The sequence below is a fragment of the Pseudoxanthomonas sp. Root65 genome, from assembly GCF_001427635.1.
Classification (GTDB): domain Bacteria; phylum Pseudomonadota; class Gammaproteobacteria; order Xanthomonadales; family Xanthomonadaceae; genus Pseudoxanthomonas_A.
In genome coordinates this window covers 1,715,689-1,736,478 of record NZ_LMHA01000001.1, presented here as the reverse complement: position 1 = coordinate 1,736,478, position 20,790 = coordinate 1,715,689, and the positions used below count along the sequence as shown (strand labels likewise).

Genomic DNA, 20,790 nt, shown 5'->3' with positions numbered 1-20,790 from the left:
GCCCGGCCATGGACGCGCCCGTGGTGTCCTGCCATCACTGCGGCGAGCCGGTCGCCGGCGGGCCTCCCGTCACCGCGGACGGGCACGCGTTCTGCTGTCAGGGCTGCGCCGCCGCCGCGACGTGGATCCAGGACGCCGACCTCGGCAGCTACTACCGCCTGCGCAGCGCGAACGGCAACCGCGTGCAGGCCGATCGGCTGGACCTGCAGAGCTGGGACCGCAGCGAACTGCTGGACGAACACAGCCGCGCCATCGACGGCGGATGCGAGATCGTGCTGCTCACCGACGGCATGCGCTGCGCCGCCTGCGCCTGGCTGATCGACCGCGCCCTGGCGCGCGAGGCCGGCGTGCTCGACACCAGCGCCAACGCGGTCACCGGCCGCATCCGCATCGCCTGGGATCCGGCGCGCACGACGCTGTCAGTACTGCTGCAGCGCCTGGCGATGCTCGGCTACCGGCCGTATCTCGCCACCGGCGACGCGCGCGAACAGGCGCGCCTGTCCGAGCGTCGGCGCTGGCTGCTGCGGCTCGGCGTGGCCGGCTTGGGTTCGCTGCAGGCGATGATGCTGGCCGAGGCGCTGTACCTCGACGTCAACGCGACGATGCCGCTGCCCACGCGCGACCTGTTCCGCTGGCTGACCTTCCTGGTCAGCACGCCGGTGGTGTTCTACAGCGGCTGGCCGTTCCTGGCCGGCATGGCGCGCGAACTGCGCGCGCGCCACGTGGGCATGGACACGCTGATCGCCAGCTCCACCCTCATGGCCTACTTCGCCAGCCTGCTCGAGACGATCCGCGGCGGCACGCATGTCTGGTACGACGCGGCGGTGATGTTCGTGTTCCTGCTGCTGGCCGCACGCATGCTGGAACAGCGCGCGCGCAACGTCGCCACCGCGCAGGTGGACGCGCTGGCGCGCGCACAACCGGTGTTCGCGATCCGCGAGCGCGACGACGGCACGCGCGAATCGGTGCCGCCGTCGGCGCTGCGGGTCGAAGACGTGGCCTGCGTGGCCGCCGGCGACGGCGTGCCGGCCGATGGCGTGCTGCTGGACGCGGCCGCCGATTTCGAGGAAGCGCTGCTGACCGGCGAGTCCCGGCCGGTGCGCCGCCATGCCGGCGAGACGGTCTACGCCGGCACCACGTGCCGCGAGCGCCCGGCACGCCTGCGCGTCACCGCCACCGGCACCGCGACGCGCCTGTCGCAGCTGGCGGAACTGGTCGATCGCGCGCAGGGCCATCGCCCGCCGCTGGCGCAGCTCGCCGACCGCATTGGCCGCCATTTCGTGGTCTCGCTGCTGCTGCTCGCGGTGTGCGTTTACATCGGCTGGCGGATGTACCAGCCCGAACGCGCATTTGAAGTAACGCTCGCCCTGCTGGTGATCAGTTGCCCCTGCGCGCTGTCGCTGTCGGTGCCGGCGGTGCTGGCCGCCGCACACGGCGCGCTGGCGCGCTGCGGCGTGCTGGCCACGCGGCCGCAAGCGCTGGACACGCTGGCGCGCGCCACCGACGTGGTGTTCGACAAGACCGGCACGCTCAGCGACGGCCGGCCGGCGCGCGTGGCCGTGGACGCCTTCGGCGGGCTGGACGCGGACGCGGCCACGCGCCTGGTCGCGGCGCTGGAAAAGGACAGCGGCCATCCCATCGCTACCGCTTTCGCCGATGTCGATGTGTGCCGCCCGGCCCAGTCCGTTGTCACCCATGCCGGCCTCGGCGTGGAAGGCGAGGTCGATGGCCGCCACTGGCGCTTCGGACGCGCCGACTGGGCCGCGGGTCGCGACGACGACGGTGCACTGTGGCTGGGCGACGGCACGCGTGGCGTCGGCCGCTTCACCCTGGACGAGCGGCCACGCGACGATGCCGCCGCGGCGGTCGCGGCGCTGCGCGTGCAGGGCCTGCGGATCCATCTGGCCAGCGGCGACGGCGACGCGGCGGTGCGGCGGCTGGCGCATGTGCTCGGCATCGGCACGGCGCTCGCACGCCAGTCGCCGGAAGAAAAACTGGCCTACGTGCGCCAGCTGCAGGCGGAAGGCCGCATCGTCGCGATGGTCGGCGACGGTCTGAACGATGCGCCGGTGCTGGCCGGAGCGGATGTGTCCATCGCCATGGGCGAAGGCGCACCGCTGGCGCAGCAGGCGGCCGATCTCGTCGCCACCGGCCCGTCGCTGCTGCGCATCGCCGACGCGGTGCGCATCGCCCGCCTGTCGCGGCGGCTGGTGAAGCAGAACTTGGCGTGGTCGGCCGGCTACAACCTGCTCGCCGTGCCGTTGGCGGCCGCCGGCCTGGTGACCCCGTGGATCGCGGCGCTGGGCATGGCGGTATCCTCGCTGGTGGTCACCCTCAATGCGCTGCGGCTGGCGCGCACCTCCACGGAGATGGCGGCATGAACATCCTGCTGATGCTGTTGCCGATCAGCCTGGTCCTGCTGGGCCTGGCCATCGCCGCGTTCGCGTGGGCGGTACGCAAGGGCCAGTTCGACGACCTGGACACGCCGGCGCTGGACATCCTCGACGACGCACCGGCGCAGCCGCGCGCGCCGGCCACGCCGCCCGTCCGCGCAGGCGACGATGGCGCCTGACGTCCCGGTCCTGCTCGCCGCGCTGCTGGCTGGCCTGGTGGGCAGCACGCATTGCGCGGTGATGTGTGGCGGCATCGCTACCGGCTTTTCCGCCGTCTCGTCCCGCCAGGGCTGGGGCAGCGCGTTGCAGCTCAATCTCGGACGCGTTGGCGGCTACACGCTGGCCGGTGCGCTGGTCGGCGCGTTCGGCGGTGGCCTGCTATCGCTGGCGCGGCACGACACCGCGGTGCTCGCCATGCGCGTCGGCGTGGGGCTGGCGCTGGTGCTGCTGGCGCTGCGCCTGCTGGACCAGCGTGGCCGACTCGACGTGCTTGCCCGTCCCGGCGCCCGGGTGTGGCAGGCGCTGCGCCCGCTGCATGCGCGCGTGCTGCCGGCGGACACGCTGCCGCGGCGACTGGTGGCGGGCGCGCTGTGGGGCTGGCTGCCCTGCGGCCTGAGCCTGAGCCTGCTGACGGTGGCGTGGCTGCAGGCCAACGCAGGCGATGCCGCGCTGACGATGGCCGTGTTCGGCCTGGGCACGCTGCCGATGATGGTGACGCTGACCTGGTCCGGTGCGCGCCTGGGCCGCCACTGGCAGCGCGCATCGGTGCGTCGCACGGCCGCCGCCTTCGTCTTCGCCGCCGGCGTGCTGACGATCGCCTCGCCGTGGCTGATGCGGCACCCCGCGCTGCACGGCGTGCTGGCAGCGCTCGGCTGCCAGCCGCTGCCGACATGATCGGCGACGCGCCCACGCGCGCGACAGCGAAGACGCGTCTGCAGGCGCTGGGCGATGTCGCACGCAAACCCCTTCGTGCCGCCAGTGCATTGGGCGTGATCGGCGGCATGCTGGTGCTGCCGCAGGCCGCGCTGATCGCGCTCTGCCTGCAGCGCGCGTTCGTCGACGGCGAACCACCGGTCAGGCTGCTGCCGCTACTCGGTGCCCTGCTGGCGACACTGCTGCTGCGCGCCGGCCTGGGCTGGGCCAGCCGCCGGCTCGCGGATCGTGCCGTCGAGCGCATCCGCATCGACCTGCGGGCGCGCATCGCGCGTGGCCTGGTCGCGCGCGGGCCGGTCTGGGTGCGCTCGCAGCAGAGCGGTGCGCTGGCCGAACGCATGGGCGCGCACGTGGATGCGCTGGAAGGCTACTTCGGCGGCTTCGTGCCGTTGCGGGCGGAAGTCGTGGGCGTACCGCTGGCGATCCTGCTGGCCGCGTTCGTCGTCGACCGCACCGTCGGCCTGGTGCTGCTGCTGACGATGCCGCTGGTACCGGTGTTCATGATGCTGGTCGGCTGGGGCGCGCAGGCGGCCAGCCAGCGCCAGTTGCAGGCGCTCACCCGGATGGGCGGGCATTTCGCCGACCGTCTGCGCGGACTGGGCCTGATCCGGCTGTACGGACGCGGCGCGTCGGAACTGGCGGGCATCCGCGCCGCCGCCGAGGAACTGCGCGTGCGCAGCCTGCGCGTGCTGCGCATCGCCTTCCTGTCCTCGGCGGTGCTGGAGTTCTTCGCTTCGCTCAGCGTGGCGATGATCGCGCTGTACCTGGGCCTGACCTATCTCGGCATGCTCGACCTGCGCGCGGCACCGCTGACGCTGGGCATGGGCGTGTTCTGCCTGCTGCTGGCGCCGGAGTTCTACGCGCCGCTGCGGCGCTTGGCCACGCATTACCACGACCGCGCCGCGGCGCTGGCGGCGATGGACGAGATCGCGCTGGTGCTCGACGTCGACGCGCCTGCCCTTTCGACCGGCGATGGAGCGGAAGCATCGGCCACCTCGCTGGTCAGCGCGCAGGGGGGCGCGCTGCGCCATCCCGCTGCCGCGCGCGACGTGCTGCACGACATCACGCTGCAGCTGCAACGCGGCCAGCATGTCGCCCTGGTCGGCGCCAGCGGAGAGGGCAAGAGTACGCTGCTGGAAGCGCTGGCCGGTTGGCTGCCGGTGCACGCGGGCAGCCTGCAGCGCGCGCCCGGCCTGCGCATCGGCTACGCACCGCAGCGGCCGTTCCTGTTCGCCGGCAGCCTGCGCGACAACCTGCGCATGGCCAGGCCCGATGCCAGCGAGGCGGAACTGGAGCAGGCCGCCGAAGCCGCGCAGGTCATGCGCTTCGCGGCGCGCCTGCCCGATGGACTGGACACGGTGATCGGCGAACGCGGCTTCGGCCTGTCCGGCGGCGAAGCGCGGCGCGTGGCGCTGGCGCGTGTGTTCCTGCGCGATCCCGACCTGCTGCTGCTCGATGAGCCCACCGCCTTCCTCGATGCCGATACGGAAGCCGCCGTGCTGCGGGCGATCCAGCAGTTCGCGCGCGGCCGCGCCGTGGTGCTCGCCACCCACAGCGCCACCGCGCAGGCGGCGATGACGCGGGTCTGGCAGGTACGCGACGGCCGCGTGCATATCGATGGAGGCACGCCGTGAGCCCGCACCGGGACGACGACACGACATCGCTGCGGGACGTGATCGCACGGCATCGCCCGCGCATGGCGCTGTCGGTCGGGTTGCTGCTGCTGACGCTGCTGGCCGGCACCGCACTGCTCGGCCTGTCCGGACACTTCCTGACGGCGGCGGCCCTGGCCGGCAGCGCCGCGGTCGGCTTCAACTTCTTCGGCCCGTCGGCCGGCATCCGCGCGCTGACCTTCGTGCGCATCCTGTCGCGCTACGGCGAGAAGCTGCTCGGTCACGACGTGACGCTGCGGATCGCGCGCGACCTGCGGGCGTGGTTCTTCAGCCGCGCGCTGCCGCTGGCGCCGCTGGGGCTGGGCCGGTTCCGCATCGGCGAACTGATGGCGCGGCTGATGGCGGACATCGACGCGGTCGATGGCGTGCTGGTGCGCGCACTCGGGCCCTTGTTCGCGCTGCTGGCGCTGTGCCTGTTTGCCGTCACCGTGGCACTGATGGTGCTGCCGCTTGCCGGCATCGTGCTGCTGGTCGCACTGGTGCTGATCGCGGTGCTTGCGCCGTGGCTGTCCGCGCGCAGCGTCGCCGCGCTGGAACAGGAACGCGCGAGCGCCCGCATGCGCCTGCGGGCCGCCGTGCAGGAAGGCATCGAAGGCCAGCAGGACCTGGCGGCGATGGACGCGACATCGGCGTGGCTGGTGGCGCTGGATGCACGCAGCCGCGACATTGCCCATTGGGAGGACCGGCGCAAGCAGCGGCTCGCCCTCGCCGCCCTGGCCCATGCCGGGGTGACCGCACTGACCCTGCCGGCGATGCTGTGGGTGCTGATGGCGGCGGTGCACGCGGACCGCGTGGGCGCGGCCGCGGCCGGCGGCCTGTTCTTCATGAGCGTCGCGGTGCTGGAGGCCTGCAGCGCCATCGCGCCGTCGTGGCAGGCCTGGCGCGCGGCGACGGTGGCCGCGCAACGGCTGCAGGACGTGGTCGATCCGACCGCGACGGAGGGCGATGTCACCGGCGTGCGGCCACCGGCAGTGGAGGGTGCCCTGGACCTGCACGACATCGTGTTCGCGTGGCCAGGCACGACCCGGCGCGTGCTGGATGGCGCCAGCCTCCACGTCGCGCCCGGCGAGCGCGTGCTGGTGGCCGGCGACAGCGGCGAAGGCAAGTCGTCGCTGCTGGCGTTGGTACTGGGACTGCGCGCGCCGCAGGCAGGCCGCATCTGCTTCGCCGGCGACGACCTGCGGTCGCTGGACCCCGCGCAGTGGCATGCGCGCATCGCCTGGCTGCCGCAGGATGCGCCGGTGTTCTCCGGCAGCGTGCGCGAGAACCTGCGCCTCGGCGATACCGAAGCGGACGATGCGCGCCTGTGGCAGGTACTGGCGCAGGTGAAGCTGGACAACCGCTTCCGCGACGCCGGCCTCGACACCTGGGTCGGCGAGAACGGCGCCACGCTGTCCGCCGGCCAGTCGCGCCGGCTGGCGCTGGCGCGCGCCCTGTTGCGCGACGCGCCCCTGCTGCTGCTCGACGAACCCACCGAAGGGCTCGACCAGGACACCGCCGACGCGCTGATGCGGGACCTCGCCGATGCCGCGAAGGGACGCAGCGTGCTGATCATCAGCCACGCCGAACTGCCCGACGGCGTGGTGGACACGCGCTACCGGCTGCGCGATGGAAAGCTGGCCCTGGAACAGCTCACGCAGTCGGATGTGGGAGCGACGTAAGTCGCGATGGACCACCAGTAAAGCTTCATCGCGACTTACGTCGCTCCCACACCCAGGAGTTTCGGAAATCCGGACGCCTCAGCCCCGCGCTTCCGCCAGCGCATCCAGGCGTATGCGGTTGAGCAGGCGCACATGGTGCGGGTCGTCGGTGGCGATGCTGGCTTCCTGGCGCAGGCGGGTGAAGCTGCGGCTGACGGTTTCCACGGTCAGGCCCAGGTAGTCGGCGATGTCGGTGCGCGTCATCGGCAGGACCACCTCGCTGTCGTCCTGGCCCTGGCGGCGGCGGCGCTGCGCCATGTCGACCAGGAAGCCCGCCAGCCTCTCCATCGGGTTGAGCCTGGCCAGCGTCATCAGGTTGCCGCGGGTCGCATCCAGTTCCACGCAGGCGCGCTCCAGCAGTTCGCGCTCGAGCTCGGGATGGTCATGGCACAGGCTGCGCATGTCGGCCATCGAGAACTCGCACAGCGTGCTGTCGGTGATGGCCTCGATCGTGTGCCTGTAATGCGAGGTGCCGGAGAAGCCGATGAAATCGCCCGGCATCAGGAAGCCGGCCACCAGCCGGCGGCCGTCCGGCAGCAGCCGGATCCGGCGCAGCGCGCCCTTGGTCACGGTGAACACGCCGCGCCGCGGCTCGCCCTCGCGGACCAGCGCCTCGCCCGCCTTCAGCCGCGCGTCGTCGGCCAGGGCTTCCATCGCATGGGCCTTGGACACCGGCAGGGCCGCGCAGATGGCCAGGTGGCGTACCAGGCAGCCGCTGCAGCCCGCCGCATTGGCCTGGCAGACCACGCCATCGGCCGGCGCAGCGGGCACCGGGGCGTCGTTCTGGCGGAGGATGCGAAGGCTCATGGCGGTCGGCTGGGCGGGTCTTCAAAAGTGATGATACGCCTGCAAGTCACTGATTCCCGGGCTGCGACAATCGGTCGCAGACGACGGTTTCAGCCCCCGTTCCCCCATTCAGGCCCGGATTCGGGTACAGTGCGCGCCGCTTGCCTGCGGCCGTTCGTTTCCCCGATGGTCCGCCGGCGCAGGGAACTCCCCGCGAGTTCCCGCGCCCGCCCCGCTCCGACTTCTTTCGTTGCGCAAGCTCGGATCCGCCGTTTTGGCGCCTCCGCACCCCTTCTCGCAGCGCGGTTTCAGGGAACGCTTCGAGTCACGGTCTTGCCGCATTCTGCGCGTCCTACGTTGCCGCACTTCGCTGTGCCGGCGTTGCGTGCGTGTCCGGCCGGCCGGCTTTGGAGCTTTCACCATGACGTTTGAAAACCTGGGCCTGGCGCCCGCCCTGCTGCGCGCGCTGGACGAACAGGGCTACACCCAGCCCACCCCCATCCAGGAACAGGCCATCCCACTGGCCCTGGCAGGCCATGACCTGCTGGCGGGCGCCCAGACCGGCACCGGCAAGACCGCCGCATTCGGCCTGCCGCTGATCCAGTACCTGGCCACCACCCCGCAGGAAGTCGCCGCCCGCGGCCCGCGCAAGCCGCGCGCCCTGGTGCTGACCCCCACCCGCGAACTGGCCGTGCAGGTGCACGACAGCCTGCGCGGCTACGGCAAGTACCTGCGCATCCCCAGCACCACCATCTACGGCGGCGTCGGCATGGGCAACCAGCTGGACGCGCTGCGCCGTGGCGTGGACATGGTGATCGCCTGCCCGGGCCGTCTGATCGACCACCTCGAGCGCCGCAGCGTGGACCTGTCCGGCATCGAGATCCTGGTGCTGGACGAAGCCGACCGCATGCTCGACATGGGCTTCCTGCCGTCGATCAAGCGCATCCTGGCCAAGCTGCCCAAGCAGAATCGCCAGACCATGCTGTTCTCCGCCACCTTCGCCGAGCCGATCCGCGAGCTGGCCATGGAGTTCATGCGCGATCCCAAGCAGATCCAGGTCACCCCGAAGAACACGGTGGCCGAGACGATTACCCACCGCGTCCACCCGGTCGACGGCAGCCGCAAGCGCGACCTGTTGCTGCACCTGCTGGCCAAGGACAGCCGCCTGCAGACGCTGGTGTTCGCCCGCACCAAGCACGGCAGCGACAAGCTGGCGACGTTCCTGGACAAGAGCGGCATCAAGACCGCGGCGATCCACGGCAACAAATCGCAGGGCGCCCGCCAGCGCGCGCTCAGCGACTTCAAGGCCGGCCGCATCAACGTGCTGGTGGCCACCGACATCGCCGCGCGCGGCATCGACATCGACCAGCTGCCGCAGGTGATCAACTTCGACCTGCCGATGGTGGCCGAGGACTACGTGCACCGTATCGGCCGCACCGGCCGCAACGGCTCGACCGGCGAAGCGATTTCGCTGGTGGCGCAGGATGAAGCCAAGTACCTGCGCGCCATCGTGCGCATGCTGGGCCGCGACGTGGACCTGCGCGACGTGCCGGGCTTCGAGCCGCAGACCCCGATCCGCTGGGGCAACAGCGCCCCGGGCAAGGCCGAGCAGCCCGCCGGCGAGCGCACCCCGCGCCGCAACGGCCCGCAGAAGCACGCACGCCGCCCGCACAGCGAGGCTCCGCGCCATGCCCACGCTGGCCCCAAGAAGCACAGCAGCGGCCCGCGCCGCGACGGCGGCCGCACCGGTGGTGCCCGCCAGGGCCAGGGCCAGGCGCGTCCCGCCCGTTGAGTTGATCCACCCGCGCGGCACCTGACCGGTGCCGCGCGTTCCACCGCTTCCGGAACCGTCGCATGGACATCTTCAAGGTCTTCACCGTCGAAGCCGCTCACCGCCTGCCGCACGTGCCGGAAGGCCACAAGTGCGCGCGCCTGCACGGCCACTCGTTCCGCATCGAGCTGCACCTTTCGGGGCCGATCGATCCGCAGGCCGGCTGGGTGATGGACTTCGCCGACGTGAAGGCCGCCTTCAAGCCGATCTACGAGCGGCTGGACCACCACTACCTCAACGACATCCCCGGCCTGGAAAACCCCACCAGCGAGCAGCTGGCCAAGTGGATCTGGGACCAGACCAAGCCGGTGCTGCCGCTGCTGAGCGCCATCGTGGTGCATGAAACCTGCACGTCCGGATGCCGCTACACCGGCCCGTAAGGCATGGAACCGGTTTCATACCACCGCATACAAGCGTTTGATTTTTAACGGCTCCTGACCGTTCGTCGGATTTCCATACGCCACTTATTGCACTGCAACATGGATCTGTCTATGCTGCGTCGCAACAGATGGAAATCCCCTTTCAGGAGCACGCCATGACCACGCAATTCAACGAAAGCTTCAGCCAGTTCACCCACCAGTTCGCCGCCGCTGCCTCGCGCGCCAACCGTCTGGCCCTGGAAAGCGCCGAGACCGTGTTCGGCGTGCAGCTGAAGACCTTCGAGAAGAACATCGACGCCACCACCGCCTTCTTCGGCGAACTGGCCGAAACCCGCGACCTCGAGGGCTACAAGACCCTGTGGCCGAAGGGCATGCAGGTGGCCAAGGACAACGCCGAGCGCGTCGTCGCCGCCAGCCAGGAAGTGTTCGGCCTGAGCCTGAAGACCGGTGAGGCCTTCGGCCAGCTAGTGAAGACCCAGTTCGAATCCGCGACCGACAACGTCCAGGCCTCCGTGGCCAAGGCGACCAAGGCCGCCAAGGGCAAGTAAGACCCGCCCGCTCCACCGTTTTCATTGCGCGGCTCCCCCTCCCTCCGCGCAGCCGACCCGGCAGCCCCCACGCTGCCGGGTTTTTTATGCGCCCGCTGAAGTCATCAGCGCCGGGGGCGAACGCGTTGCAACGCGCCCATCAGCGGGACGCCCGGGCTGTTGGTCGCACCGCCATTGTCCTCTGCGCAGCGCACACCCCAGCCCGCTAGGGCACCGATAGGTGTGCGGCCTGCACGCGCGCATCAACGTCCGGCGCATACGGCAGCCTGCCCCAGCACGGCACCGGCAGGCGCGCTGACAGCAGCGCGAAGTTCTCGTCGCGGCGTTCCATGTCCGGATCGACCTCGTTGGCGATCCAGCCGACCAGGCGCGCGCCGTCGTCCTGGATCGCCCGCGCGCTGAGCCGCGCGTGGTTGATGCAGCCCAGCCGCATGCCCACCACCAGCACTACCGGCAGACGAAGTTCCTGCACCAGATGGCGCTGGTCCAGCGTGGCGGTCAGCGGCGCCGCCCAGCCGCCGACGCCTTCGACCAGCACTAGGTCGGCCAGCGGATGCAGGCGCTCGAACGCGGACACCAGCACGCCGAGCTGCACATCCACGCCCGCCTCGCGCGCGGCGATCTCCGGCGCCAGCGGCGCCGACAACGCGTACGGATTGAGGTCGTCGTAGGGCGGTACCGGATCGCTCGCCGCCTGCAGGGCCAGCGCATCGTCGTTGCGCCAGCCATCCGGCGTCGCCACGCATCCGCTGGCGACCGGCTTCATGCCGACCGCACGCATTCCGCGCGCGCGGAAGGCATGCAGCAGCGCGGTGCTGGCGACGGTCTTGCCGACGCCGGTATCGGTGCCGGTGACGAACAGGCGGTCCATGGCGCGGTCCATCACGATCCTGCGACGGCGATGCCGCCCACGTGTCCAGTCGCTGCGGCGTTCGGGTAATGCGTAGTCATGCCCGCGATGATATCCGGCCCCCACCGTAGCGGCGGAGTAGAATCGGCCCCATGTCATTCGCCTCGCAAACGCTCACCGGCAGCAAGCCGGAACAATACGCACAGCTGGCCGAGCAGGCCCGCGCCCTGCTGGCAGGCGAACCGGACCGGATCGCCAATGCCGCCAACCTGGCCGCGCTGCTGTACCACGCCCTGCCCGACTTCAACTGGGCGGGCTTCTATTTCTTCGATGGCCGGGAATTGGTGGTCGGTCCGTTTCAGGGCTTACCAGCCTGCGTGCGGATCCCGTTGGACAAGGGGGTCTGCGGAGCCGCCGCACGCACCCGCCAGACCCAGCGCGTGGACGATGTGGAGGCCTTCCCGGGCCATATCGCCTGCGATTCCGCATCGCGCTCGGAACTGGTGGTACCGCTGGTGAAAGGGGACGAACTGGTCGGCGTGCTCGATCTGGACAGTCCCCGCCTGGCGCGCTTCGATGCCGACGACCAGGCGGGCATGGAACGCATCGCCGCCATCTTCGTGGATTCGCTGACATGACAGGCACCAAGCTGCGCAACATCGGCCCCAAGTCCGCCGCCTGGCTGCGCCAGGTCGGCCTGCGCACGCAGGAGGACCTGGAGGGCGTGGGCGCGGTGGAAGCCTTCATCCGGGTCAAGCGCGCGGGCTTCCGCCCCAGTCTCAACCTGCTCTACGCGCTGGAAGGCGCCCTGCTGGACTGCCATTGGCAACAGCTGCCGGAGGACCGCCGCGCCGAACTGCTGGTGGCCTACGACGCGGCCGCCGCGCTGCTGCCACCGCCGCGTGGCCGGCCCGCTGCCGGCCCGGTGACCACCACGCACACCGAGCGCGAAGAGGACACGGGCCCCTCGCTCAACCTGTTCGATTCGCGCGGCGGGGACGACTGACTCCGATGTAGCGTCGAGCTTGCTCGACGCCGCGCACCGTCCCCTCCCGGAAAGCAGCAGAGCAAGCTCCACTCCACGCATTGCCTCACGGCAGCAGCTCCTCGCAATACCGCCCCACGTAGCGTCGAGCTTGCTAGACGCAGCACACCTTCTGTCGCTGAAAGCAGCGGAGCACGCGCCGCTCTACGTCGCGGACGGAGGCTTCCCGTATACTGCGCGCGCTTTCAGGTGACCCGCGGCGTCCGCGTCCGGGTTGAAACGGGAAGCCGGTGACCCGCGCAGGCGGCATTCCGGCGCTGCCCCCGCAACGGTAGGCGAAGACAACCGCGGCATCGGCCACTGTGCGACTTATGCATGGGAAGGCGCCCCGGCAGCGTGCATCGTGCACGCCTTCGCAAGCCCGGAGACCGGCCCGGAAGTCCACTGGTTGCGATGCGGAGGGCGTCGCGGCGTGCCGCGCCGCCGCTCGTCTGCCGCGCTGTCCGCAACGTTTCCCTCTCTGTCGCAACTCCACGCCGAAAAATGCGCGCGGGGCGCGCGATGGAGTTCGAATCCGATGTACAGCCGTCATTCCCTTTCCCTTCTTGCCGCCGCGGTCGCGCTGGCCCTGCCGTTCGCTGCGCAGGCGCAGGACGCCACCGAGCTGGACGAAGTCGTCGTCACCGGCACGCGCACGGACATTCCGCTGCAGGACAGCCTGGTGCCCGCGCAGGTCATCACCCGCGAGGACATCGAGCGCAGCCAGGCCCGTTCGCTCGTCGATGTGCTGAAGGGGCGCGCCGGCGTCGGCTTCAGCAATCAGGGCGGCCTGGGCAAGCTGACCACCCTCAACCTGCGCGGCACCGAGTCCGACCAGGTGCTGGTGCTGGTCGACGGCATCCGCATCGGCTCGGCGACCGCCGGCCTGGCGTCTTTCCAGGATCTGCCGGTCGACCAGATCGAGCGCATCGAGATCGTGCGCGGTCCGCGCTCCAGCCTGTACGGCTCGGAAGCGATCGGTGGCGTGATCCAGATCTTCACCCGTCGTGGCGGCAAGGGCCTGTCGCGCGAGCTGCGCATCGGCGGCGGCAGCCACCACCTGCGCGAAGCCAGCGGCGGTTTCGCTTACGGCGGCGAGCGTGGCTGGATCGGCGCGAATGCGGCGTACCAGGAAACGGACGGCATCAACGCCTGCCGCGGTTCCGGCACGCTGTTCCAGGGCTGCTTCACCGATGAGCCCGACGACGACGGTTACCGCAACGTCTCGCTCAACGTGCGCGGCGGCTACCGGTTCACCGACACGCTGACGCTGGAAGGCCACGCGCTGAATGCCGATGCTTTCAACGAATTCGACGGCAGTAGCTTCAGCGGCAACGAGGCCGACAACGTGCAGCGGGTGCTGGGCGGCAAGCTGACCTGGAAGCCCTCCACGCGGACCACGCTCACCACCCAGCTCGGCCGCGCTTCGGACGAGTCGGACAACCACTTCGCCGACGCCGCCACCGGCACGCGCACCTACGTCAGCACCTTCGATACGCGTCGCGACAACGCCTCGATCCAGGGCGACGTCGCGATCGGCGAACAGCATCTCCTGACCGCCGGCGCCGACTGGCTGCGCGACGAGATCACCAGCACCACGCCCTTCACCGTGGACACGCGCGACAACACCGGCGCCTTCGTCGAGTACCAGGGCCGCTTCGGTGCGCATCGCCTGCAGGCGAGCGTGCGCAACGACGACAACGAACAGTTCGGCAACCACGCCACCGGCACGCTCGGCTGGGGCATGGACCTGGCCCGCGGCTTCAAGCTGACCGCCAGCGCCGGCACCGGTTTCAAGGCGCCCACCTTCAACGACCTGTACTACCCCGGCTTCAGCAATCCCGATCTGGAACCGGAAGAGTCGCGCAGCCTCAACCTGGGCGTGGCGCAATACGGCGACGACTGGAACTGGACCTTCAACGTGTACGACACGCGTGTGGACGAGCTGATCGGCTACGACAGCAGCTTCAACATCGTCAACATCGAGGAAGCCCGCATCCGGGGCGCCGAACTGACCGGCGCGGTGACGCTGGCCGGCTTCGACCTGAATGCCGAGCTCAGCCACACCGATCCGCGCAACCGCACCGCCGGGGTCACGCACGACAACCTGCTGCCGCGTCGTGCCCGCAATACCGCACGCATCGATGTGGACCGCGCGTTCGGCGACTTCCGCATCGGCCTGACCGCCAACGGCGCCAGCCACCGCTACGACAACGTCGCCAACAGCGTCCGCCTGGCGGGTTACGGCACGCTGGACCTGCGACTGGAGTACGCCATCACCGAGGAATGGTCGGTGCAGGCGCGCGCCAGCAACGTGTTCGACCGCCAGTACGAAACGATCGCCTGGTACAACCAGCCCGGTCGCGAGTACGGCCTGAGCCTGCGTTACCGCGCGCGCGACTGATCGCGCAGGCGATCCTGTCAGTGGACCCTGCGCGCGCCGTGCAGGGTCCACGCATCGGTGAACCGTTCACCGCGGATGCCGCGCAGCGCCGCGACCAGGTGGTGATAGCTGTCCGCCAGTTGCGCGAACAGCTCCGCATAGCCGCTGCGTCCGCTATCGGCCACGCCCTGGTAGGCGCCGCGTCCCAGGTCGATGAAGTAGTCCACGCTGACCCGTCGGCGCTGCGCCAGCGCGGGAAACAGGCCGGCGATCAGCAGGCAGCGATCGCCCACGTCGCGCAGCGCGTCGGCGCGCGCGCTGCCCACGCGCAACTGCGCATCCAGCCACTCCAGCGCCTGCGTGCGCGCCAGCAGGTGTCCGTCGCGCTGGTGCCGCAGCAGCACGAAGACCAGGTAACTCTCCTGCGCTTCGTCCAGCGTCTGTCCACAGCGCGCGCAGGCCTCGCGCACCAGCGACTGCCACAGTTCGGCGGCCGCGCCTTGTCGGATCGCTTCCATCGTCTGCCTCCCCCGGTTGACGGCACGAGCCTACCGCCGTGCACGGAGGCGTGCTGGCAGGGACGTGGGACGAGTGCCAGCGGCGCCGACCAACGCCACAGCGACGCCGTGACCGCGATCAAGCGCAGCTATCGAACAGCCCCGGCTGCGTCGCCATCTCGTCCCGGTCGCGGAATCCCGACAGGCCCACGCCGACCAGACGGTAGCGGGTGGCGGGTGGCAGATCGATGCGCTCACGGAGCGCCAGCGCGATGGCGATGAACTCCTGCGCCGACGCCGGCGGCGACTCCGGCGTGAAGCTGCGCGTGAGGATGCGGAACTGCGACGTCTTCAGCTTCAGCACCACCGTGCGGCCGACACGCTCGGTCTTGCGGCTGGCCTGCCAGGCCTTTTCCGCGATGCGGACGATGTGCGGCTCCAGTTCGGACAACAGCAGGTCGCTGGCGAAGGTGTCCTCGGATGAGATCGACTGCACCGGCTGGTCGGGTTCCACCGGCCGCTCGTCGATGCCGCGCGCGCGCCGGTACAGGCCGCCGCCGAAGCTACCGTAACGCGCTTCCAGTTCATGCTGCGGATACGCGCGCAGGTCGCCGACCGTACGGATGCCGTCGGCGTTGAGCCTGCCCTGCATCACCTTGCCCACGCCGGGAATGCGCTCGACCGGCAGCGGCGTCAGAAACGCTTCCACCTGGTGAGGACGCAGCACGAACTGTCCATCGGGCTTGCGCCAGTCCGAGGCGATCTTTGCCAGAAACTTGTTCGGCGCCACCCCGGCCGATGCCGTGAGCTGCGTCTCTTCGCGGATCTGCGCACGGATAGTCTCGGCCACGGCGGTGGCCGTCGGCAGGTCGGACTTCGGCGTGGTGACGTCGAGATAGGCCTCGTCCAGCGACAGCGGTTCGACCAGGTCGGTGTGGCGCAGGAAGATCTCGCGCACCTGCCGCGACACCGCCTTGTAGCGCGCGAAGTCCGGCGGCACGAACACCGCCTGCGGGCACAGCCGCTCCGCGCGCACCGCCGGCATCGCCGAGCGCACGCCGAACACGCGCGCCTCGTACGATGCCGCGCAGACCACCGAACGCTCGCCGCGCCACGCCACCACCACCGGTCGTCCGCGCAGCGACGGATCGTCGCGCTGCTCCACCGACGCGTAGAAGGCGTCCATGTCGATATGGATGATCTTGCGCATCACGCGATGATATCGGCCGCCGTACGCGATCGCATGGAGGCATCTTCAAACGATACGGTTGCGTGTGGACTTGCGGAAAGAACGCGCGAAACCCTTGCCGCAATTGCGTCGCGCCGATGGTACGGCGGCGTATGGAAAAAACCGGTTGATCTGCATCAAGACAAGCGTATGCACATGTGTGCATTATTTGCGCTTCGCAGAATGGACGACGCAATGAACGCCCCCGCTTCCTTCTCGCGCGAACAGCTGCTGGCCAGCGCGCGCGGTGAACTGTTCGGCCCCGACAGCGGCCGCCTGCCCAACGACCCGATGCTGATGTTCGACCGCATCACCGAGATCCGCGAGGACGGTGGCGCGCACGGCAAGGGCATGGTGCGCGCCGAACTCGACATCCATCCGGACCTGTGGTTCTTCCAGTGCCACTTCCTCGGCGACCCGGTGATGCCGGGCTGCCTGGGCCTGGATGCGATGTGGCAGCTGACCGGCTTTTTCCTCACCTGGCTGGGCGCGCCCGGTCGCGGTCGCGCGCTGGGCTCGGGTGAAGTGAAGTTCACCGGCCAGGTGCTGCCGACCGCCAAGCGCGTCAGCTACGAGATCGACATCAGCCGCGTGATCAACCGCAAGCTGGTACTGGCGGTGGCCGACGGCCACATGCTGGTCGACGGCCGCGAGATCTACACCGCACGCGATCTGCGCGTGGGCCTGTTCACCTCGACGGAGAACTTCTGATGCGCCGCGTCGTCATCACCGGCCTGGGCATCACCTCCTGCCTGGGCAACGATGCGGACACCGTGTCGGCCGCGCTGCGCGAAGGCCGCTCGGGCATCCGCCACATTCCGCAGTACGCCGAACTCGGTTTCCGCAGCCAGGTCGGTGGCGCGCCGGAGATCGACCTGGAGGCGCAGATCGACCGCAAGCAGAAGCGCTTCATGGGCGACGCTGCCGCGTTCGCGCATGTCGCGCTGCGCGACGCCATCGCCGATGCCGGCCTGGACGAGACGCTGGTCAGCCAGCCGCGTACCGGCCTGATCGCCGGCTCCGGCGGTGGTTCAGCCGAATGGCAGATCGAGGCCGCCGACCTGCTGCGCGCGCGCGGCATCCGCAAGGTCGGCCCGTACATGGTGCCGCGCACGATGTGCTCGACCGTGTCGGCCACGCTCGCCACCGCGTTCAAGATCAAGGGCGTCAGCTATTCGATCTCGGCTGCATGCGCGACCTCCGCGCATTGCATCGGCGCGGCGGCGGATCTGATCCGCGCCGGCCGCCAGGACATCATGTTCGCCGGCGGCGGCGAGGAACTGCACTGGGCGTTGACGATGATGTTCGATGCCATGGGCGCGCTGTCGAGCAAGCGCAACGACGATCCCGCCCATGCCTCACGGCCGTACGATGCCGACCGCGACGGCTTCGTCATTGCCGGTGGTGGCGGCATGCTGGTGCTGGAGGACTACGAGCACGCGGTGAAACGCGGCGCGCGCATCCACGCCGAGTTGCTGGGCTATGGCGTGACCTCCGACGGCGCCGACATGGTGGCCCCGTCCGGCGAAGGTGCCGTGCGCTGCATGCGGATGGCGCTGGAAGGCGTCACCGCGCCGCTGGACTACCTCAACACGCACGGCACGTCGACGCCGCTGGGCGACGTGATCGAACTGGAAGCGATCCGCAACGCACTCGGCGACGCGCTGCCGCCGATCTCGTCGACCAAGGCGCTGTCGGGCCACTCGCTCGGCGCCGCCAGCGTGCACGAGGCCATCTACTGCCTGCTGATGATGCGCGACGGCTTCATCGCCGGCTCGGCCAACATCGAGACGCTGGCCGAGGACGCCGCGAGCTTCCCCATCGTGCAGACCAGCCGCGATGCGAGGCTCGACACGGTGATGTCCAACAGCTTCGGCTTCGGCGGCACCAACGCCAGCCTGGTGTTCGGCCGGGTCTGACCCGGCTCAGCGCGCGTCCACCGCGCGCCGACCCAGCGCCGGATCGTCGGTGAAGAACCCGCCGATCCCCAGCGCGAGATGGGTACGGATCTCGGCGAGCGATCCCGCCTCGCTGCGCGTGCGCGGATCGTCGCCTTCGCGCAGCGCCGCCGGCAGGAAGTGGTTCTCCGGCCGGAACGTGTACGGCCACACCTGCAGACCCACCGTGCGCGCATCCGCCATCAGCGCTGTCGGCGCCTCCCACGTGCCGTCTTCCGCCACCGGGATCAGCAGGCGCGTCCAGGGACCGATGATCTCGGCATAGCCGGCGATGTCCTGCAGTCCCGCCGCCGTCATCAGGTCGGCATAGCGGGTCGGCTTTCCCGCGGCCAGCGCATCGCCCGGTTGCGCGTCCGCCGGACCCAGCAACTGCAGCAGGCGGATGTTCCGCTGCGACGGCCCCAGGCGCGCGCGCAATGCGCGCAGGTTGGCCTGCTCGAACGACTGGATCACCACCGGCGCCGCGCGCGTGTAGGCGTGCGCCGCCAACGTATCAAGCAGACGCTCCTCCATCGGCAGGCCGATGCGCTGGAAGTGGCTGGGATGCTTGAGCTCGGGAATCAGGCCGAGGGTGCGCCCGCTGCGTGCGGCGTGGTCGGCCACCAGCGCGATGATCTCGTCCAGCGTCGCGATCCCGTAGCGGCCATCGTGCGCGGTGCCGCGCAGTTCCGGCAGGCGTTCGCGTGCGCGCAGGGTCTTCAGTTCCGCCAGGGTGAAGTCTTCGGTGAACCAGCCGTCGAACACCTCGCCGTCGATCACCTGCCGGCGCTTGCGGGCAGCGAACGCGGGCCGCTGCGCGACGTCGGTGGTGCCGCCGATCTCGTTCTCGTGGCGCGCCACCAGCACGCCATCGCGGGTAGCGACCAGGTCCGGCTCGATGTAGTCGGCACCGGCATCGATCGCACGCGCGTACGCGGCCAGGGTGTGCTCCGGCAGATGCGCACTGTCGCCGCGGTGGGCGATGACGAGCGGCTTCTCCGGCACGTCGCCTGACCGCGCGGGCAGTACCGACATCACGGCCATCAGCAGAAGGAACAGGCGGGCGAACGGCATGGACATATCCTCATGAAGGCCAGCATGCCACGGCCGGCGGCGGGCCCGGAAAGCACGAAGCCCGGCTTCCGCCAGGCTCCGGTGCAACGCGGGAGGAGAGAGGTGCCTCGTTGCAGGGCGCAGTTTGCATGCCGCCTGTTACAGGCCTGCGACAGCTCCACTCCGGCCACGACGCCGGCAGCGCCATCACGCCATGCCGCTTGACAGCATTACATGTAAGAACTAAGTTCCATTTCATGACAGCTCCGCGCCCTGCGATCAAGGCCTCCACGTTGCATGTCCGCAACTATCGGGAGCGCATGCGCGAACAGGGCCTGGTCAAGAAGGACGTGTGGATCCGGCCGGAGTACGCCGAGGAGCTGGCCGCCATCGAGAAGTCGATGCGCGACGCCGAGCGCGACGCCGGCATCCCCTACCTGCCCACGCAGCCCGCCGAGGCCGGCTGGACCGTCGCCGCCATCCGCCATGCATTGCAGCAGGCCAGCACCGTGCGCGACGGCCTGATCAGCCTGGAGACCATCGAGGGCGCGGAACCCAGCCTGCATCTGGTGATGCACGAATACGGCGACCTGTCGGTGTTCCTGGCCGTAGGTGGCGAGCAGATCCTGGTGGAGGCCTACCTGTGGCCGGTGGAGGACGTGGTCGATCCGGCCGCCTTCAATGCGCATGTGCTCAGCACGCACGTGTTGCTGCCGCTCTCGACGATCGGGATGCAGCGCATCGGCGGCGTCGCCGGCTACACCATGTTCGGCGCGCTCGATACGCACTCCAGCCTGGCCAACGTCATGTTCGAGATCGAGACGCTGGCCGAGAACGTCATCAGCGCCACCGACGCCTACCGGCCCTTCCTGCGCACGACGACGCGGAGGAAGGCCTGATGCCCGACACGCTGAAGACGCTGTTCAAGCGGATCCAGGAAGGCATGGAAGGACTTGCCGGCGCCGTGATGGGCGACCGTGCCGAGCGTCTGCTCGACGAGGAGATCCGCGCCGTCGACGATGCCCTGCACGGCGCGCGCGGCGAACACACGGCGGCGAAGGCGCGCCGCATCGCCAGCGAGCAGCACCAGGCGGCGCTGGCCGCGCGGATCGGCGAGATGGAAGCCAAGGTCGAAGCCGCCCTGCGCCAGAGTCGCGCCACGCAGGCGCGCAAGGCCGCGGACGAGGTCGTCCAGCTCCAGGCCGAACGCCGCCAGCGCGCGGCGGAAAGCCAGCAACTCGCCACGCAGGAACGCCAGTTCGCGCATGTCGTGGAGCAACTGGAAGGGCGCCTGCGCCGGCTCAAGCACCAGTTGGACATCCTGCGCGCCTCGAACAGCCTGCAGCGGGCACAGGCGACCGTGGCGCGTCGGCAGCCCGGCGACCTGCTGTATCCGGAGCCGGCGTTCGCGTCTGCCGCGCGGATGAAACAGCGTCGCGCGCCCACGCCGTCAAGCAGCGCCACCGGCGAGGGGAAGAGCAAGAAGCATGCCGCCGATCCCGCACAGGCCGTGCTGGACCGCGCCCGCAAGCGCATCACGTCGTCCGCGCGCAAGCGCTGAACCAAGGGAGCCA

Annotated in this window: 19 protein-coding genes, 1 pseudogene and 1 riboswitch; of the genes and pseudogenes, 15 read left to right on the top strand and 5 right to left on the bottom strand. The window is 70.1% G+C overall.

Going from position 1 to position 20,790, the window contains the following annotated elements; genetic code table 11:
• The first annotated feature begins 8 nt into the window (after positions 1–8).
• Genes ASD77_RS07615 through cydC form a run of 5 tightly spaced genes read left to right on the top strand, consistent with a single transcriptional unit; the run spans position 9 to position 6,660 of the window.
• Entirely contained in the window at positions 9–2,381 is a 2,373-nt protein-coding gene (locus ASD77_RS07615) for a heavy metal translocating P-type ATPase (protein WP_055939621.1), read from the top strand.
• Entirely contained in the window at positions 2,378–2,572 is a 195-nt protein-coding gene (ccoS, locus tag ASD77_RS07610) for a cbb3-type cytochrome oxidase assembly protein CcoS (protein ID WP_055939617.1), read from the top strand. Before ASD77_RS07615 ends, ccoS begins: the two co-directional genes overlap by 4 nt.
• Positions 2,562–3,287 (top strand): sulfite exporter TauE/SafE family protein, encoded by a 726-nt coding sequence (locus ASD77_RS07605; protein WP_055939614.1) that lies wholly within the window; start codon positions 2,562–2,564, stop codon positions 3,285–3,287. Before ccoS ends, ASD77_RS07605 begins: the two co-directional genes overlap by 11 nt.
• Entirely contained in the window at positions 3,284–4,960 is a 1,677-nt protein-coding gene (cydD, locus tag ASD77_RS07600) for a thiol reductant ABC exporter subunit CydD (protein ID WP_055939611.1), read from the top strand. The genes ASD77_RS07605 and cydD overlap by 4 nt, the downstream gene beginning before the upstream one ends.
• The gene (cydC, locus tag ASD77_RS07595) at positions 4,957–6,660 is read left to right on the top strand and encodes a thiol reductant ABC exporter subunit CydC (protein WP_268793368.1); all 1,704 of its coding nucleotides are present in this window, start codon (positions 4,957–4,959) and stop codon (positions 6,658–6,660) included. Before cydD ends, cydC begins: the two co-directional genes overlap by 4 nt.
• Positions 6,661–6,738: 78 nt before the next feature.
• Here the strand turns inward: cydC and ASD77_RS07590 are convergent, their stop codons facing one another.
• Positions 6,739–7,506 (bottom strand): cyclic nucleotide-binding domain-containing protein, encoded by a 768-nt coding sequence (locus ASD77_RS07590; RefSeq protein WP_082563169.1) that lies wholly within the window; start codon positions 7,504–7,506, stop codon positions 6,739–6,741.
• 400 nt (positions 7,507–7,906) lie between these two features.
• Here ASD77_RS07590 and ASD77_RS07585 point away from each other — a divergent pair.
• The 3 genes and pseudogenes from ASD77_RS07585 to ASD77_RS07575 form a co-directional block, all read left to right on the top strand.
• Positions 7,907–9,196, top strand: a pseudogene (locus ASD77_RS07585) (DEAD/DEAH box helicase); the annotation flags it as partial.
• A 143-nt stretch (positions 9,197–9,339) separates the two neighbouring features.
• The gene (queD, locus tag ASD77_RS07580; RefSeq protein WP_055939602.1) at positions 9,340–9,696 is read left to right on the top strand and encodes a 6-carboxytetrahydropterin synthase QueD; all 357 of its coding nucleotides are present in this window, start codon (positions 9,340–9,342) and stop codon (positions 9,694–9,696) included.
• A 155-nt stretch (positions 9,697–9,851) separates the two neighbouring features.
• The gene (locus tag ASD77_RS07575; protein ID WP_055939599.1) at positions 9,852–10,244 is read left to right on the top strand and encodes a phasin family protein; all 393 of its coding nucleotides are present in this window, start codon (positions 9,852–9,854) and stop codon (positions 10,242–10,244) included.
• Positions 10,245–10,449: 205 nt separating this feature from the next.
• Here ASD77_RS07575 and bioD read toward each other — a convergent pair whose 3' ends face one another.
• Entirely contained in the window at positions 10,450–11,127 is a 678-nt protein-coding gene (gene bioD / locus ASD77_RS07570; protein ID WP_055939596.1) for a dethiobiotin synthase, read from the bottom strand.
• Between the two features lie 119 nt (positions 11,128–11,246).
• Here bioD and ASD77_RS07565 point away from each other — a divergent pair, with 119 nt between their 5' ends.
• The 3 genes from ASD77_RS07565 to btuB all read left to right on the top strand — a co-directional run bounded on the left by ASD77_RS07565 (position 11,247) and on the right by btuB (position 14,522).
• Entirely contained in the window at positions 11,247–11,732 is a 486-nt protein-coding gene (locus ASD77_RS07565; protein ID WP_055939594.1) for a GAF domain-containing protein, read from the top strand.
• Complete coding sequence (locus tag ASD77_RS07560) at positions 11,729–12,100, top strand: TfoX/Sxy family protein (RefSeq protein WP_055939591.1); 372 nt, start codon at positions 11,729–11,731, stop codon at positions 12,098–12,100. The genes ASD77_RS07565 and ASD77_RS07560 overlap by 4 nt, the downstream gene beginning before the upstream one ends.
• A gap of 209 nt (positions 12,101–12,309) precedes the next feature.
• A riboswitch (cobalamin riboswitch) is annotated at positions 12,310–12,531 on the top strand.
• 125 nt (positions 12,532–12,656) lie between these two features.
• On the top strand, positions 12,657–14,522 hold the full coding sequence (gene btuB, locus ASD77_RS07555; protein WP_055939588.1) for a TonB-dependent vitamin B12 receptor: 1,866 nt from the start codon (positions 12,657–12,659) through the stop codon (positions 14,520–14,522).
• A 17-nt stretch (positions 14,523–14,539) separates the two neighbouring features.
• On the opposite strand, the gene ASD77_RS07550 is transcribed toward btuB, so the two are convergent.
• Both ASD77_RS07550 and dinB read right to left on the bottom strand, forming a co-directional pair.
• Complete coding sequence (locus tag ASD77_RS07550; protein ID WP_055939584.1) at positions 14,540–15,019, bottom strand: hypothetical protein; 480 nt, start codon at positions 15,017–15,019, stop codon at positions 14,540–14,542.
• 118 nt (positions 15,020–15,137) lie between these two features.
• The gene (dinB, locus tag ASD77_RS07545; RefSeq protein ID WP_055939581.1) at positions 15,138–16,208 is read right to left on the bottom strand and encodes a DNA polymerase IV; all 1,071 of its coding nucleotides are present in this window, start codon (positions 16,206–16,208) and stop codon (positions 15,138–15,140) included.
• A 213-nt stretch (positions 16,209–16,421) separates the two neighbouring features.
• On the opposite strand from dinB, the gene fabA reads away from it, so the two are divergent.
• The gene (gene fabA, locus ASD77_RS07540) at positions 16,422–16,937 is read left to right on the top strand and encodes a 3-hydroxyacyl-[acyl-carrier-protein] dehydratase FabA (protein WP_055941149.1); all 516 of its coding nucleotides are present in this window, start codon (positions 16,422–16,424) and stop codon (positions 16,935–16,937) included.
• A complete protein-coding gene (gene fabB / locus ASD77_RS07535) occupies positions 16,937–18,145 on the top strand; it encodes a beta-ketoacyl-ACP synthase I (RefSeq protein ID WP_055939579.1) in 1,209 nt (402 codons plus the stop codon). The genes fabA and fabB overlap by 1 nt, the downstream gene beginning before the upstream one ends.
• A gap of 6 nt (positions 18,146–18,151) precedes the next feature.
• On the opposite strand, the gene ASD77_RS07530 is transcribed toward fabB, so the two are convergent.
• Positions 18,152–19,198 (bottom strand): glycerophosphodiester phosphodiesterase, encoded by a 1,047-nt coding sequence (locus tag ASD77_RS07530; protein WP_235578518.1) that lies wholly within the window; start codon positions 19,196–19,198, stop codon positions 18,152–18,154.
• A 275-nt stretch (positions 19,199–19,473) separates the two neighbouring features.
• On the opposite strand from ASD77_RS07530, the gene ASD77_RS07525 reads away from it, so the two are divergent.
• Both ASD77_RS07525 and ASD77_RS07520 read left to right on the top strand, forming a co-directional pair.
• Positions 19,474–20,115: a DUF2170 family protein gene (locus ASD77_RS07525; protein ID WP_055939573.1), complete on the top strand. Its 642-nt coding sequence runs from the start codon at positions 19,474–19,476 to the stop codon at positions 20,113–20,115.
• Positions 20,115–20,777, top strand: a complete 663-nt coding sequence (locus ASD77_RS07520) for a PspA/IM30 family protein (protein ID WP_055939570.1) — start codon at positions 20,115–20,117, stop codon at positions 20,775–20,777. The genes ASD77_RS07525 and ASD77_RS07520 overlap by 1 nt, the downstream gene beginning before the upstream one ends.
• Positions 20,778–20,790: the final 13 nt, after the last annotated feature.

Bases quoted from the DNA above. Each gene is read 5' to 3' on its own strand.
- ASD77_RS07615 (WP_055939621.1), top strand. From the start codon at position 9: ATGGACGCGCCCGTGGTGTCCTGCCATCACTGCGGCGAGCCGGTCGCC.
- ccoS (WP_055939617.1), top strand. From the start codon at position 2,378: ATGAACATCCTGCTGATGCTGTTGCCGATCAGCCTGGTCCTGCTGGGC.
- ASD77_RS07605 (WP_055939614.1), top strand. From the start codon at position 2,562: ATGGCGCCTGACGTCCCGGTCCTGCTCGCCGCGCTGCTGGCTGGCCTG.
- cydD (WP_055939611.1), top strand. From the start codon at position 3,284: ATGATCGGCGACGCGCCCACGCGCGCGACAGCGAAGACGCGTCTGCAG.
- ASD77_RS07590 (WP_082563169.1), bottom strand. From the start codon at position 7,506: ATGAGCCTTCGCATCCTCCGCCAGAACGACGCCCCGGTGCCCGCTGCG.
- queD (WP_055939602.1), top strand. From the start codon at position 9,340: ATGGACATCTTCAAGGTCTTCACCGTCGAAGCCGCTCACCGCCTGCCG.
- ASD77_RS07575 (WP_055939599.1), top strand. From the start codon at position 9,852: ATGACCACGCAATTCAACGAAAGCTTCAGCCAGTTCACCCACCAGTTC.
- bioD (WP_055939596.1), bottom strand. From the start codon at position 11,127: ATGGACCGCGCCATGGACCGCCTGTTCGTCACCGGCACCGATACCGGC.
- ASD77_RS07565 (WP_055939594.1), top strand. From the start codon at position 11,247: ATGTCATTCGCCTCGCAAACGCTCACCGGCAGCAAGCCGGAACAATAC.
- ASD77_RS07560 (WP_055939591.1), top strand. From the start codon at position 11,729: ATGACAGGCACCAAGCTGCGCAACATCGGCCCCAAGTCCGCCGCCTGG.
- btuB (WP_055939588.1), top strand. From the start codon at position 12,657: ATGTACAGCCGTCATTCCCTTTCCCTTCTTGCCGCCGCGGTCGCGCTG.
- ASD77_RS07550 (WP_055939584.1), bottom strand. From the start codon at position 15,019: ATGGAAGCGATCCGACAAGGCGCGGCCGCCGAACTGTGGCAGTCGCTG.
- dinB (WP_055939581.1), bottom strand. From the start codon at position 16,208: ATGCGCAAGATCATCCATATCGACATGGACGCCTTCTACGCGTCGGTG.
- fabA (WP_055941149.1), top strand. From the start codon at position 16,422: ATGAACGCCCCCGCTTCCTTCTCGCGCGAACAGCTGCTGGCCAGCGCG.
- fabB (WP_055939579.1), top strand. From the start codon at position 16,937: ATGCGCCGCGTCGTCATCACCGGCCTGGGCATCACCTCCTGCCTGGGC.
- ASD77_RS07530 (WP_235578518.1), bottom strand. From the start codon at position 19,198: ATGTCGGTACTGCCCGCGCGGTCAGGCGACGTGCCGGAGAAGCCGCTC.
- ASD77_RS07525 (WP_055939573.1), top strand. From the start codon at position 19,474: ATGACAGCTCCGCGCCCTGCGATCAAGGCCTCCACGTTGCATGTCCGC.
- ASD77_RS07520 (WP_055939570.1), top strand. From the start codon at position 20,115: ATGCCCGACACGCTGAAGACGCTGTTCAAGCGGATCCAGGAAGGCATG.